The organism is Giesbergeria anulus (genome assembly GCF_900111115.1).
Taxonomy (GTDB): Bacteria; Pseudomonadota; Gammaproteobacteria; order Burkholderiales; family Burkholderiaceae_C; genus Simplicispira; species Simplicispira anulus.
On sequence record NZ_FOGD01000001.1, the window covers coordinates 304,910 to 319,029 of the forward strand.

9 protein-coding genes and 1 pseudogene are annotated in these 14,120 nt (G+C 56.2%); 4 read left to right on the forward strand and 6 right to left on the reverse strand.

Translation table 11 applies throughout. The features are described from left to right. Positions 1-157: 157 nt before the first annotated feature. From cas6f to csy1, 4 genes are read right to left on the reverse strand one after another with little or no spacing between them, the layout of a single operon-like run. Positions 158-730 (reverse strand): type I-F CRISPR-associated endoribonuclease Cas6/Csy4, encoded by a 573-nt coding sequence (gene cas6f / locus BMX55_RS01475; RefSeq protein ID WP_091453075.1) that lies wholly within the window; start codon positions 728-730, stop codon positions 158-160. 4 nt (positions 731-734) lie between these two features. Next, positions 735-1,763 carry a type I-F CRISPR-associated protein Csy3 gene (csy3, locus tag BMX55_RS01480; protein ID WP_091451662.1) on the reverse strand — a complete coding sequence of 343 codons (1,029 nt, stop codon included), beginning with the start codon at positions 1,761-1,763 and terminating at the stop codon, positions 735-737. Positions 1,764-1,813: 50 nt separating this feature from the next. Beyond that, on the reverse strand, positions 1,814-2,932 hold the full coding sequence (csy2, locus tag BMX55_RS01485; RefSeq protein ID WP_091451666.1) for a type I-F CRISPR-associated protein Csy2: 1,119 nt from the start codon (positions 2,930-2,932) through the stop codon (positions 1,814-1,816). Continuing rightward, entirely contained in the window at positions 2,929-4,347 is a 1,419-nt protein-coding gene (csy1, locus tag BMX55_RS01490; RefSeq protein WP_091451669.1) for a type I-F CRISPR-associated protein Csy1, read from the reverse strand. The genes csy2 and csy1 overlap by 4 nt, the downstream gene beginning before the upstream one ends. 220 nt (positions 4,348-4,567) lie before the next feature. On the opposite strand from csy1, the pseudogene BMX55_RS16645 reads away from it, so the two are divergent. Then, a pseudogene (locus BMX55_RS16645) lies at positions 4,568-4,681 on the forward strand (helix-turn-helix transcriptional regulator); the annotation flags it as partial. A gap of 28 nt (positions 4,682-4,709) precedes the next feature. On the opposite strand, the gene cas3f reads toward BMX55_RS16645, so the two are convergent. Then, entirely contained in the window at positions 4,710-8,213 is a 3,504-nt protein-coding gene (cas3f, locus tag BMX55_RS01500) for a type I-F CRISPR-associated helicase Cas3f (protein ID WP_091451672.1), read from the reverse strand. Further along, positions 8,210-9,226 (reverse strand): type I-F CRISPR-associated endonuclease Cas1f, encoded by a 1,017-nt coding sequence (gene cas1f / locus BMX55_RS01505; protein WP_091451675.1) that lies wholly within the window; start codon positions 9,224-9,226, stop codon positions 8,210-8,212. Before cas1f ends, cas3f begins: the two co-directional genes overlap by 4 nt. Before the next feature lie 126 nt (positions 9,227-9,352). Here cas1f and BMX55_RS01510 point away from each other — a divergent pair, with 126 nt between their 5' ends. The 3 genes from BMX55_RS01510 to BMX55_RS01520 all read left to right on the forward strand — a co-directional run bounded on the left by BMX55_RS01510 (position 9,353) and on the right by BMX55_RS01520 (position 14,100). Further along, positions 9,353-10,837, forward strand: coding sequence for an NAD-dependent succinate-semialdehyde dehydrogenase (locus BMX55_RS01510; RefSeq protein WP_091451678.1), 1,485 nt, complete (start codon positions 9,353-9,355; stop codon positions 10,835-10,837). Positions 10,838-10,938: 101 nt separating this feature from the next. Further along, positions 10,939-11,805, forward strand: coding sequence for a phosphate/phosphite/phosphonate ABC transporter substrate-binding protein (locus BMX55_RS01515; RefSeq protein ID WP_091451680.1), 867 nt, complete (start codon positions 10,939-10,941; stop codon positions 11,803-11,805). A gap of 6 nt (positions 11,806-11,811) precedes the next feature. Further along, positions 11,812-14,100, forward strand: coding sequence for an ATP-binding protein (locus tag BMX55_RS01520; RefSeq protein ID WP_091451683.1), 2,289 nt, complete (start codon positions 11,812-11,814; stop codon positions 14,098-14,100). The last annotated feature ends 20 nt before the right edge of the window (positions 14,101-14,120 follow it).

Sequence of the window (14,120 nt, forward strand, 5' to 3'; positions counted from 1 at the left end):
TTTCTAAGCTGCCTATGCGGCAGAAAACTAGCCCAATTTTTGTCGAACTATCAGTTTTTAAAGGACATTTACGGTCAAACGCCCGCCACCCCCTTCTTCGGGGCATCCATGTAACTCATTGATTTATATAGGAGCTACAGGATGCCTAAAAAAAGGGTCAGAACCAAGGGATGCTACCACGCCCAGCTTGGCCCAAGCCATAGGCAGTGAAACCACCGGGGCTTGGCGAGGCTTGTAAGTCCCCTAGCTCGATCCAAAGGTAGAACGACTGCGCGCTGCTACTGCTGCGCAGTTGCACATAGGGCAAATTAGGCTTTTGCTCAACAGACAACGGAATCGCTGCAGCAGCCTGTTCAGCGGTTTCGTCTTTGCGCTGCATACGACGGCGACGCAGCCGTTCAGCGCTGGTCTTAAACTGCCTTCGCTGCACGACGCGGTGCTGTGTCCCAGCAGGCACTGGGCTTAAAGCGGCTATCTGTACATGGTCACGCATTCCCTTGAGCCAATCCGTGCCCATCAGTTGCTCCAACGGCGTAGGCTCGCCATGCAGGCGTAGCACCTGCCCCAAAGTTTGCGGGCGCAAACGGTACTCAGGAAAACTCACGCCAATGACTGAGGTTTCCAATTGCACCAAGGCCCGATGCAGTTTCGCATACAGCGCACGCCAAAGGTGGGCATGGCTAAATTCTGGGTCGGGCAACAACGTCAGATCAATGTAATGTGTGGTCATGGCATCAACCTGCATCACCAAAAACGCCACCCCGAATCAGTACGGCCATTACAAAATGTTGCTGCTCCACAGTAGGCGCTTTGTCGTTGAGTAACCAATTGTCGAGCAACGTATAAAAATCCTGCTTTTGCTTAGGCTGGCGGTAGGCTTTGCCCTGTGTAGTTACCGAGCCATAGGGCTCGACAGCAATAGGCCCCAATTCTTCTGCGCCCTCATACCAATTGTCGATGGTGCGGATGGCGTTGCCAATTTTTTGCGAGTGGATGGCTGCAATTTCATGGCCTTTCTCACCAATCTGATAAAGGGTTTTGCTTTTTCCAGTATTGGTTTTATCTAAAATTAACTCTTGTGATGGAAATACTTCTTGCCCTGCACCCATACGGACAAAAGCAGTAATTTGCAACAGCACATGCGATTCTCCGGCCAAGCCATCAGCGATGAGTACAGCCAACGATTGCACATCATGATGGCCAGTATCGAGCGAGCGCAAGTTTTGTGATAATGCATCAAAAGTCCACGTTTTTTCTGCCTTGCCATTTTTAAGTTGGCTAACGTTTACTTGTACGGTTTCTGCACCCACACGGTTGCGCCACAAAAATCGGGCATTGGCTAAATTAGCGGCATAGCGCTGGGCCAACGCAACAAAACCATAGCTGGCTACATACGATTGGACGGTTTGCGCCAACTTGGCTTGGTATTCGGCACTGTTGCAGGCCGACGGTGTGCCAGCACCAGCCAAGACACGCAGGGTAAATTGCACTTGTAGAGTGTCTGCATCAGCAGGCAAGGCAGCAACATCCACAGTTTGCAGGTTGGGGTTTTGGATAGCTGCATCAAGCTTAGTTGGGTCTTGGTCTTTGGTTTTAAGCCGGTTCGAGATGGTGCCGCGCACCGACTTGGTACGCACCTTCACAGGGGCCCAAGATGCTGCTGCATCACGCTCATCCCAACGGCCTGCATGGAACACGGCATCAGAAGGGTCTAGTTTGCGCTCAAAAGCCAAGACGGAAGCAGTTTTGAGATTGTTTGACATGGTAGTTTCAATCCTTTTGCAATACGGTAGCAAGGGTGGTGCGAGGGTCGTCAGTGGGAAACGGGTTCGGAATAGTGTGAGGAGTTGTCGTAACCAGCGTCATAGTCGTCGGATAGTTCGGGGCTGTGCTCCGTGGTCGGCTTATAAGCATTACGGCAGCGGTACAAACCTTGGGTTTGATGGGTTTCGGTGCGCCATAGCAGTTGCTCCAGATGGTCAAGCCGGTGCGGGCTGACCCACTCGCCCAAGGAGTAAACCGCCTCGACAAAACGCACGGGTACGGTGTTGTCGCGGGCATTGCCCACGGTACCGGGGGCATGCTGCTCAGACAGGGCTGCATAGCCCACCGGAATGGGCACGATCCAGCCACTGCGGGGGCCACGCAGAGGGTCAACCCACGGTACTTTTTTCTCGGATTTGTCTTGGTGGTGCTCAGACGCTGGTGCGGCGGTGTCTGCTGGTGCAGAAGGTGCTGGCTCGTAGTTGAAACGGCTAGCGTGCAGCCAAGCATCCAATAAAGTGGTTTTTGGCTCTTTTTCTTTCAATACAGCCAAGCGCTCGGCCAACAAATCATCACGCGCCACTAAAGCAAAACCGGGCAACCACTGGCGTCGCCAGTGTCGCCATTGCTGGTCACGCTGCTCGGCATCTTCTGGCAATACGGCCATCCAAGGGCGCTGGCGTCGGCCAGGAGCCGCGCGTGAAGGCAGTAAGCTGCCTCCGGCCACGCGCATTTGCGACAAAATTTGCCCCGCTGCATCAGCCCATTGCTGCATGGTTTCTTCACTGCCTTGCACCAAGGTGGGTGCTGCCGTAGCAGGGGTGGTTTCTGACACTGTAAACACCAGCGTGACATCAAGATGGATGCGGCCTTCTTCCACAATGGCGGTGGTACTGCCATCTTTGTCCACCGGGTTGCGGGTGAGGTGGAAAGTATGCACAAAGCCCGGTGCCACCTGCTCTTGGTGGTGGTGGCAAATGACCCCCACTTGGTGCAAATGTAAAGGGATATGGGCTTGGGCCAGTTTGCGCTCTAGCGCCCACATCAAGCCGGTAAAGGCGGTGATGGCAGGAAAGCCATGCGTGAGCGGACTGGAGATAGCATTGGCGTTTTGCACACGCAGGTGCGGAAACACCAGCATGGCTTGGGGAGTGTGCGACAAGCTCATGGCATTTCTCCGCGTTGTTGCATTGGTTCTATTAGTTTTTCATGGGTTGGGCGGATAGGGATGTAATGCGGAGCATCGAGCCGTTCGCGTAGCTCGCGCAGTTGTTGCTTGAAGCCGTCTTCGTCAGTCAGTAAGGCTTTTTTCCATTCTCTGGCTTCGGCATCACCTACGGGCCATTGGCCTTTCAGTTCATCATTGAGCCAATTGGCAAAGCGCTTACCTACCTCGGCAGGCCAGTCCATTTGCAACCACTCTTGGGCAAAATCGGCTTCTGGTGGGAGTTCAGCGCGCAGGGGGTCAAGCCAGAGTTGCTCTGCACGCACCAATTTTTGAAAACGCTTTTCCGAGTCCACTGTTGGACTAGTCCAGCCTGCTGGCATGGTTTGCACTAACTCGCCAGACAGCGATACCAGCTCATCCAATAGCGTATCGAGATATGCTTGGCGGCGCTGGCGGGTTTCTTGATTGGGCGTGGGGTCAGAGGCTAGGAATTGGCGCAACTGGCGCAGTGTTTTTCGTACTTCTGGCCGGGCCGGAAAAACACGATTAAACACCGAATCGTTATGCACGGGCAGCCGGGCCGCACTGGCTCGCCATACCGGTGGCAATGAGGCTAACAGGTAATTGGTACCGCCGCGTTCGCTATTGAGCTGACTAATATTCTGTGGCTTCGTGCCACCCATTTTTTGTACAGCCAGCCCAGAGTAGTCGTGAAAAACTCCCGCATGGGCTTTGTGCGCGTGGCATGCCTGCCGGGCGGCCTTGTTGGCCTCACCAAAGCGGTGCTCTTGGATTTGTGCATGGACAACATGGGCCAGCGAAGTAGGAAACAACGGTGCCAGCAACTCGTAGTGGCTATCCACACATGGATCGCTATCGGTAAGCCAGTACAACTGCTTGGCCAGCGGGTGAGAACTGGGGCCTGTGGTGCGTGGTTGCGCAAGTGCAACAAAGGCATCGCGCAAAGCTTTTGCCTGCATCGGATCGTCATGTAGCGCTTGCGTAGCGCACTCATCTTCAGCCAGCAGTGCAGCAAGCAAACTAGAGTTTTCCAACTCTAATCGCAAAAATTTGTAAACATCTAAGGCTGCTGCATTGCCGACCACATCGCTCGCAAAAGCCGACCCCAGCGCATGGCTGCCCAACACCTCCTGTGTTGGTAGCTTGCCTGGCTCTATGTATAGATTAGTGCCTCGGGCATCGGGGTGGATTGGTTTGAGGGAATGGGTGACTGCTTGGATTTGTACCACCCGTTTGGCTGCATTCTCAATCCATGCCCCATACTGGTGTTGTAGCAACAACTCTATGCGTTTCGGATCGTCGTCTTTAAGCTTGTCGAGCTTGGCATCCAGCCGTTCTTGGATGAAGGCTGCAATGACTGCATGCCACAGCAAACGCTGTTCAGTGAGGGGCATATCGGTTCCTCTGTTGGTATGAGGCACCAGCTTACTTCAATCCATGATACTTAGAGAAGTCATATTACAATCGGACACATCTATCTGCTGTGTAAGCAGCTTAGAAAATGATGCTTAGGAGCATCTTTGCTCTTTTTCTTTTTCTGCCGAATAGGCAGTCATGCACTAAAGCCCTTACATCACATCCCCCGCTAGGAGTTGCAACACGATCCAAAACGGTATGCGCCCGGTACACCCCGGCGAAGTTCTGCGCGCAGACTATCTCACGCCCATAAGCATGAGCATGAGCGCCAGTGCGCTGGCGCGGTATCTCCACGTGCCAGCCTCGCGCATCCGATACTGCTCCATCCCGCCTAAGCGGTTTACTTGGCAGCCGTAAAGCCTAGCGCCTCATGCCAGCGCCAGCCTTGCGTTTTATCCGGCAGGGTGGCGGTGGCGTACCTCTGCGCGCACTGCAACAGGGATAAATCTTTGCTTTGCGCCAAACTGACCAATTCTTCTAGCAAATTAACCCGAATCCAAGGCGTGATGCTTCCTTGCACCGCCAAGGGCATACGGTGCAGCAGGCTTTCTACTGCCGAATACAAAGATTCACCGCGCCGCTGACCATCCACCACCCGGTGCAGGGTAAGGCGTTCTTCATCGTCATCGGGCAGAAAAACCACATCGACCCGTGGCACGGGGTCATAACGAAAGCGCTGGTACTGGGGCAGCAACCCCGTTAGCCATAGCTTTTCACTGCTGCTCCAGTGCAGGCTGGCTGCACGGCCTACCGGTGTGGCGGTGGCATGGGCCCCACTGCGTGGCAGCATAGCGTCGTGCATACGGGCGTGCTCCAAATCCACCAAGTTTTTGCTGGGGTGCAATTTCTCGGCAGCAGCTATTCTGGGGCGGGCATCTATAGGCCAGCACACCGCACCTTGGGTCTGTGGGTGCAGCAGCGCTTGCAAAGCGTGGGATTGCAGATGGAAATGCCGCGCTACGTCGTTTGGGTCGTTCACTTTATCGAGTTCAAACCCCGGTTTGCAAAATGCGGCCTCGCCCGGGTGCTCATAAGCGCGCAAATTGGTATCGAGCAGCAACACGTTGGCCCCATCCACTGCGCCAGCACGATGGCGACGTACACGGCCCGCCAATTGGATCAATGAGCGCATCGAAGACGGCTCGACCACCGCCCAGTCATAGTCGTGGTCACGGCCTACTTCGGTGACAGGGCTGCCCAAAACGATAAACAGTTGGTTCTTTTCTGGATGGACATCTATCAGCTTTCGGATGGCAGGCTGCTGAAGAAGGGGATCGGTGCTGCCAGTAGCTGCGCGGCGGTTGAGCAGGGTATCGAGCTGGTGCTCCATGCTAGAGCGTGTGAGCAATGGAAACTGGGAGTGATAAACGCACAAATGCACATGCACCCCCGGCACAGAGATACCTTGTTGGTACATGGCCAAAGCCACATCGACCAGCGGCTCGATATTGGCCATGCGGATCAGGCCCACACTGATGCGCTTGCCACTGGCCGGGTCTAGGCTATGGTTGTGTGATTTTTGGTGCAACTGCCATGCACACTCCAGCACGAACCGGGCAAAATCGGTGCGCCGCAGCGCAGCATCATCCATGCCACTCCACTCTGCAGGCAATAGCCCAATTTGCGCACGGCGGCGTACTTCGGCTTTGGCTAATTGAGCGCTGCGCTTTTGCACATACTGTGCATGGCTGGCCCAAAAAGTAGAGCCATCTGGACAATCCAATGCTGTTTGGTGAAACTCATCTACCCAGAGGCAACAGACTTGGGGCACCTCGCTAGGGCGATCACTGCGGTGCTGCTGGAATACTTTGCGCCCCGCTTGGTAGGCCAAAAACAGCCCTTCTAACAGCGCCGGAGGCAAGGTGGCCGACGATAACAGCACCCGCGCCCCCAACAGTCCGGCCCAATGCACCAGCCGCGTGAGGGCGGGCAGGTCGGCCATATCAAAGTCATCCGGTTCGTCCAGTACTAAATCGCCCGTCATGAGCCGCAACATGGGAGCAATCTGTCGGCCTCCGCGCAGGCTTTCGGTGGCGGGGGTTAGGTGATCGACGGTGCAAACAAGCAGGGGTGCAGCAATTAAGGAGCGTACTTGAGGGTCGCTACTGAGGCGTTCCACCAGTGGGTGGCGGTCATTGCCTTCAAACAGAACCTGTCCGCCCTCATCGAGCAAGGCTTGGCTCGAAGCCGAGCCGGTGGCCTCAGCTTGGGCCTCCCAGTGTTCAAACAGCGCCCGATTGGCGCTGCCACCCACTTTGATGGCTAACTGGTCATCGCCCAGCCCCAAATCATGCTGAAACACGCGCCCAGTTTGTAAAGTGAGCGTGCGCAAACCAATGGCGAAAGCACAGCGCAACCCCACCTGCGGATCGGCCAGTGCATTCATGATGCGGGCATTGCCCAGCGTTTTGCCACAGCCGGTAGAGGCCATATTGACGATAAAGGCCCCTTGGGAGGCGCTGCGATGGCGCACACTGGCGGCCAAATCGGCGGCCTTGTCTTGCCATTGAAACCGCGTATCGGTGTTGCGTTTTTTCAAACCGCGATGGTTTTGCAATGCAGGCAGGCTGCGTACCAACGATGGTAAGGAGCGAGCCACCAAGGTAGCATGGGCCTGCACACCCAGCAAGTGCTCATCAAGCGTCTGGTTAAAAATTGGCCCGTTGCGTTGGCTTTTCTGGCCCCCTGTTGTGAGATTTTTACTGGTATTGGCATACAGCCGATAGCCAAGACTGAGATAGGGCTTGCGGCGCTCCGCGTCTTCAATGCTGGAATAATGGTGGTCAGCCAACATCAGGCACAAGCGCGAGACGTGCATGGCAAACGGATCGTGCAACACCTGTATTGGGGTAGGCAACTGCGCCAGCTCGAGCAACTTTTGGGCATAGCGTGCCGCCTGTTTGCGCCAAAGCATCATGACCACAGGCAACCCGTACGGAAAACTCCAATGCGCGCGCACCGTGGCATCGTTGCTAGTTTCGCGCGGTTCATTCCAATCGGCAGTGATGAGCTGCAACAGGGCTTGCAACTCTCGTTGATTGATAAAACGAGGATGCGCACCAAACCGGCAATATTGATTTTGCGGCAGGTCGATGTCCTCCTCACTGCTTCCATCCAACTTTCTGACCGGCAGACAAGGCAGCCGGTGGTGGGTGAGTACCAGCCACGCCACGGCTTGCGCCAGCGGCGGCATAGAAGCAAATGGATTGTTTTGTGGTGGTTGTGCAGACGCATCCAGCCCATCGCGCAACAAGCGCGCGCATTGGTGGTCTAACCACAATGCTTCAAAGGCTTTCGTGTCTAATGCCGCATCACTACAGGCGGCCAATCGTCGTAGCCAGCCCGCATCATCATCCTTTCCGACAAAAGCCTGAAACAGCCGTACCGAGACCCATTCATGCCGATAGAGGTTGCGTTCGCGCAGGTTGGGCTTACGCAGCCGATCCTGAAACGCCTGAGTGGCTTTTCCCAGATCATGCAGCAAGGCGGCCAAAGCAGAAAGGGCCGTGATTAGCGGCAGATGATGCCAAGTGTTTTCATCGTCGGCACGCAATACATCATTAGCGGTGGTGTTGGTAGGCACTGCACCTTCGGCATTGAACTGGCGGCCATCCCCCACCACCCAGAGTAATTCACTGTGGTCTTTGCCGTGTATCCAATGGCAAGCAATGGCCGTGTTTTTGCGTGCCGTTTGGCGCAGCAGCTTGCGTACTGTCTCCAATCCGGCTTGGGTGATGGGAGTTTGCCAAGTTCTATCACCCCGGCGTTCGGCAAACTGATCCAAAATACGGCGGGTTTCGGTCAATGCCCGTTTGCTGCATTGTGAAATAAACAGCACATTCATGGCGTGCCTCCTGTGGCACCGGCGGGGGCTGCTGTTTGTTGTGCCAGTTGTGCGGTGTTGGTGGCAATGTGCTGAAGTGCCTCAATCATAAAATCCAGCGACTCAGTGCGCGCTAGAGCTTCAATGCAATGGCGGCGGAAGGACTGCTCGTCGTCACCGCGCATGGCTGAGACAAACGCTTGCGGCAAAATGACGGCATCTTTAATCAGGTCAGCAGCATCAAACACCAAGCCACCCCGGCGCGTTTTACCATGCAGTACCGCCAAACCATGTGGCAGCCCCAGCACCCAAGTAGCCGTAGCACCTAAACCATAGGCCAGATAGTTGCCGTGGTCTAAAAAACGGTTGGCTGGGTCGGTGCCCATGCCGCGTTTGGCGCGGGTAAAGTCTCCATAGCCTGTGGCCTGCACGGCCAACTTGAACAAGGCTTTGGTCAAACGGGCCTCATCAGTGAGCAAGGCCGTGACATCGGGGGCGTTGGCGATGAGCGTTCGGAACTGCTGCACCAGCGTTTGCAGATGGTTCGCATCCACAGCAAAGCCTGCTTCACGCAGCGCACGGGCATTCCATGCTTGCGATAAACGCTCCAATCGTAGCTGTTGCAATTGCTTGGCCGCTGCCAAGCGCAAATCGTCATCAAACCAAAACTTGACCCAAGACTGCAAGTATTGGGTGGAGCGGTATTCGCTTTGGGGCAACAGCCATGCCACCTCGACATCCACCTCAGTGGCACAAAACAAGGGCGTGCCGCCGCCACCGCAAAACCCGACCAACACGCCCGCCTTGGCCAGCTCACGCATGGCGGCTTGGGTGATGGAGGTGCCTGTACCCAACAAAATGCTGGTGGTATTGGCAATAGGAATGTTCCAATACAGGCTACGCTTGCCCGCATCGGTCACATACTCCACCCGGCCACCGTTGACCAAGACACGGCAATGCTCCAAGTAATAAAGATTGGCCCGTTTGGAATGCAAGATGGTTTTGAGGTCGGTGGGGCGGATTTCTTCTGGCATGGCCTTGCTCCGTAGGTGTAAGAACCCATACTTTCTCTCGTCCATCAGACGCAGAGTCAGCGGCGTTTGGTCTATTCTGCTTCAATCGTGTCTCACGCTGATCCCCATTTTCTGGAGTCCTTTGCCATGATCGTCTCTCCCCTCACCCAGCTCCAAGACCCTAGCCTGCTCCAAACCAACGCCCTGCTCAACGGCCAATGGGTCGGTGGCAGCAGCCGCTTTGGCGTACACGATCCAGCCACCGGTGCCTTGCTGGCCGAAGTCGCCAATCTGGGGCCACAAGAGGCTGAAGCCGCCATCGCCGCCGCTGCTGCCGCTTGGCCTGCTTGGCGTAGTACCACTGCCAAAGAGCGCAGCATCGTGCTGCGGCGTTGGTTTGATCTGCTCATGCAACACCAAGACGATTTGGCGCGCATCATGACGGCAGAACAGGGCAAGCCACTGGCCGAAGCCAAAGGCGAAGTGGCCTACGGTGCCAGCTTTGTCGAGTGGTTTGCTGAAGAGGCCAAACGCGTCAATGGCGAGACCTTGCCCCAGTTTGACAACAACCGCCGCCTGCTGGTGCTCAAGCAGCCCATTGGTGTTTGTGCGGCCATCACGCCCTGGAACTTCCCGCTGGCCATGATTACGCGCAAAGTAGCCCCAGCGCTGGCCGCTGGTTGCCCGGTGGTGATCAAACCGGCAGAACTCACGCCCCTGACGGCGCTGGCCGTGGCCGAACTGGCGCTGCGTGCGGGCATCCCGGCGGGGGTGCTGCACGTACTCACGGCAGACAGTGCCAACAGCATTGCCATTGGCAAAGTGCTGTGCACCAGCAGCACCGTGCGCCACCTCAGCTTTACTGGCAGTACCGAAGTAGGCCGCATTTTGATGGCGCAATGCGCGCCAACCGTGAAAAAACTCTCACTGGAATTGGGCGGCAATGCACCGTTTATCGTTTTTGACGATGCCGATATTGACAGTGCGGTAGAAGGTGCCTTTGCCAGCAAATACCGCAACGCAGGCCAAACCTGTGTCTGTACTAATCGCTTCTATGTGCAAGCTGGGGTTTATGACGCCTTTGTTACCCAATTTGCAGCCAAAGTTGCCACTGCCAAGGTCGGCAATGGTTTTGACGAAGGCGTGAACCAAGGGCCGCTGATTGAAGAAGCTGCGGTGCAAAAGGTGCAGCGCCATGTAGAAGATGCCATCGCCAAAGGAGGCCGGGTACTCACCGGCGGCCAACGCCTGTCTGGGCTGGGCAGCGGCCAGTTTTTTGCCCCTACCGTGGTGGCCGACGCTACTGCCAACATGCTGTGTGCCAGCGAGGAAACTTTTGGCCCACTGGCACCCGTGTTCAAGTTTGACACCGAACAAGAAGCCATTGCAGCGGCCAATGCCACCGAGTTTGGCTTGGCAAGTTATTTCTATAGCCGCGACATAGGCCGGATTTTCCGTGTCGGAGAGGCACTGGAATATGGCATGGTCGGCGTGAATGTCGGCCTGCTGGCCAGCGAGCATGTGCCGTTTGGTGGCGTCAAGCAATCGGGCTTGGGCCGAGAAGGCTCGCACCACGGCATGGATGATTATCTGGAGATCAAATACCTTTGCCTTGGGGATATTGAGCGCTAAATGCACGATTTGGGGTAAGGCCACGTCCTACAATGGCTCTACCTTATGGAGCCGCAAGTGCGTGGGTGGATATCTTGCAATCTTCCACAAGGATCAAAAATATGCACACTCTTTTTCTTGGCCGTCGGCACTTTGGTGTAACTTTGGCCGCAGCGGCACTGCTGGCAGGCCCGGCACTGGCCCAATCGGGCAACGATACGGTGTATCGTTTTTCTCCGGTCAATCAGTATGGTATCCAGCTCACCGCCGCCTACTGGAACCCGATCATTGCTTACGTTTCAGACAAAAGCGGGATCAAGCTGCAACTCAAAATTGGCCGCACCTCCGCCGACACCACCGCTTACGTTCTGGCGCAAGAAGTTGAATTTGTTTTTAGCAACCACCTTTTTAGCCCCGAACGCGAACAACTGGGCTGGAAAGTGCTTGGCCGTCGCCAAACCCCACCCATCCATGGTCAGATCATCGTCCCGGAGGAGTCACCCATCCTCCAAGTAGCACAGCTAGAAGGCAAAGAAGTAGCTTTTCCGGGGCCAGAAGCACTGGTGGCGTACAAATTTCCGGCAGCACACCTGATTACAAAAAAGGTCAACGCTAAATTTGTCTTTGGTGGCAACATGGATGGCGCATTGGCACAACTTTTTAGCGGCAAGGTAGCCGCTGTGGGTGCCAACTCGCAACTGGCCGAAGGCTACGCCCGGCGCGAAGGTAAAAAATACCGCGTGCTCTGGTCGTCTCCGGCACTGCATGATTTGGCCCTGATGGCATCGTCTAAGGTGCCAGAAAAAACACAAAAAGCCGTGGCCCAAGCGTTTGTCGGCATGCACAAAGACCCCATAGGGCGCGACATCCTGCAAAAAGTTTCTGAACAGGTGGGGTTGGGCGCTGAAGCCCACTTTATTCCTTCCGATGGCAGTGAATACGCACCCTACCGCGAGTTTTATCGCACCGCACCAACATCACTGCGCTAAACGGGCATGAAATGGTTATTGTGGCTGCTGTTGCCCCGGTCGCTGGTCGGGCGGGTATTTATGCTCTACACAGTGACACTGGGTGGCTTTGTGTTGGCCGGTCTGGGGATGTTTTACCACTACCAACTAGTGGTGCAGCTAGAGCACGAACAAACACTGGCCGATAGCTTAGGCCGGATCATTGCGCCCACTATTTTGGACAACGCCGTCATTGGCGATTACGACACCATTTTGCGCACCTTGCAAAGTGCCGTAGAGCACTCTGACCTCGATTCAGCCCGTTTTATCGACCTGACCGGCAGCGTGGTGGCAGCCCCACGCGACACCCCTCCCGATACGCCGCCACCAGCGTGGCTACGCCACCAAGTGGCAGCCCGGTTGTACGATAACAACACCGCTATCCGGGTGGGGGGCAAAGATTACGGCGTGCTGCGCCTGAGTTTTGATGCGCAAGCCATCGCCGGACGGTTGTGGGAGCAGATGCGCTTTGCCCTGATGCTGGGCATCATTGCCATTGGTGGTGGGCTGGCCTTGATCCGCTACCCACTGGTGCGCTGGCTGGGCAACTTGAGCCGCATCCACAGCCTAGAGCAAGCGGTGCAAAGCGGTGATGCCTCACAGGCACTACGCGCCGCAGAAGATGCGCCCTCTGAGTTTCGTGAAACCTTTGCCGTGCTGGGCCGTGCAGCAGCCAGTTTGCAAGCACAGCGGGTACAAGCGGCGGTCACTTTGGGCTCGATTGCCGATGGCGTCTTTACCCTGAATGCACAAAAACAGGTGGTACTAGCCAACCCAGCAGCCTGCGATATTTTGGGGCTGGCCGCACACAGCGTGCTGGGCGAGGCCGCTAGCAGTTTATTGCCAGGGCTGATGCCCGCCGCTGATGACATTCCTCTGCCATCGTGGACGTGCCACCGTTACACCCTGCACCATGCGCAGGAACAACGCACTGTGGTGTTGGACACCACCTTATCGCAGATTTGTGCCCCCAATGGCGAGGTGGCAGGCTATGTGCTGGCCTGCCGCGATGTCAGTGAGCAACACGCCCTAGACCAGCGGCTGCGCACCGAGCTGGCCTTGGGCGAGTCGGCAATGGTCTCGCTACGCACCGTGCTCGAAGGTCTGAGCAACGAAACGGCCAGCCACATCACCGCCGATACCGACGACTTGGCCGCCATCTCGACCATGATCTCGGCACTGGTCGAGCGCCTGCGCACACGCAACGAACAACTCAATGCCATTTTTGCCCTCAGCCCCGATGGCTTTGTATCGTTTGATACCCAAGGGCGGGCCAACTATGTCAGCCCCGGCTTCCTGCACCTGACTGGCAGCAGCAAACCACAGGTACTGGGGGCCAGCGAAGCCGATATTGAGGTGTTGCTGCGCCGCCAGTGCAGCCACACCTTGCCGTGGCGCAGTTTTGAAGTCTTGCGCCACGACCTTCAGCAGCATTCAGAACAGGGCCGCACCCCACGCAACGACCGCATTGAGTTGCTGCGCCCAGCGCGGCGCGTATTAGAAATCGGTCTGCACGCCAGCGCCTCCGATGTGATATCGCAGGTACTGTCGTTGCGTGACGTCACGCATGAGTCTGAAGTCGAGCAGATGAAAAGCGAGTTTTTGAGCACCGCCGCCCACGAACTGCGCACGCCCATGACCAGCATTTTTGGCTTTATGGAGCTGATGCAGATGCGCCCCATGACGCCGCAGCAATACCAGCCTTTGCTAGCCACCATGCACCGTCAGGCCAATCTGATGATTGCCATTTTGAATGAGTTGCTCGATTTGTCACGCATTGAAGCGCGCCGGGGCAAAGATTTTGTGCTCGAAACGCTAGACCTGCGCCAGTGGGCAGCAGAGCTGTTACACAGCTTTAAACCCCCAGACGGGCGTGCCCAAGCCACGCTGGCCCCCGATACCGAGCCAGTCTGGGTGCTGGTGGATCGGAACAAAATGTCGCAAGCCGTGCTCAACGTGCTGTCCAATGCCTATAAATACTCGCCCAACGGTGGTGACGTGCTGGTGCGCATCGTGCACCAGCACGATGCCAGCCCGGCAATGGTGGGCATTGAGGTGCAAGACCACGGCATTGGCCTCACCCCTGAACAATTGGCGCGTGTCAGCGAGCGCTTTTACCGCGCCGATGCCTCAGGCAACATTCCGGGCACCGGCTTGGGCATGAGCATTATGAAAGAAATCATTGAACTGCTGGGCGGCCACTTTGTCTTGCGCAGTGAACCGCAGGTGGGCACCACCGTGACCTTGTGGCTACCGCAAAGTGCAGCTCCAAGCTAGGGTTTGGTGCTGGTGTGGTG

Excerpts from the sequence above, each read along its gene's own strand:
- BMX55_RS01515 (WP_091451680.1), top strand. The coding sequence starts at position 10,939 with ATGCACACTCTTTTTCTTGGCCGTCGGCACTTTGGTGTAACTTTGGCC.
- cas3f (WP_091451672.1), bottom strand. The coding sequence starts at position 8,213 with ATGAATGTGCTGTTTATTTCACAATGCAGCAAACGGGCATTGACCGAA.
- BMX55_RS01510 (WP_091451678.1), top strand. The coding sequence starts at position 9,353 with ATGATCGTCTCTCCCCTCACCCAGCTCCAAGACCCTAGCCTGCTCCAA.
- cas1f (WP_091451675.1), bottom strand. The coding sequence starts at position 9,226 with ATGCCAGAAGAAATCCGCCCCACCGACCTCAAAACCATCTTGCATTCC.
- BMX55_RS01520 (WP_091451683.1), top strand. The coding sequence starts at position 11,812 with ATGAAATGGTTATTGTGGCTGCTGTTGCCCCGGTCGCTGGTCGGGCGG.
- csy2 (WP_091451666.1), bottom strand. The coding sequence starts at position 2,932 with ATGAGCTTGTCGCACACTCCCCAAGCCATGCTGGTGTTTCCGCACCTG.
- cas6f (WP_091453075.1), bottom strand. The coding sequence starts at position 730 with ATGACCACACATTACATTGATCTGACGTTGTTGCCCGACCCAGAATTT.
- csy3 (WP_091451662.1), bottom strand. The coding sequence starts at position 1,763 with ATGTCAAACAATCTCAAAACTGCTTCCGTCTTGGCTTTTGAGCGCAAA.
- csy1 (WP_091451669.1), bottom strand. The coding sequence starts at position 4,347 with ATGCCCCTCACTGAACAGCGTTTGCTGTGGCATGCAGTCATTGCAGCC.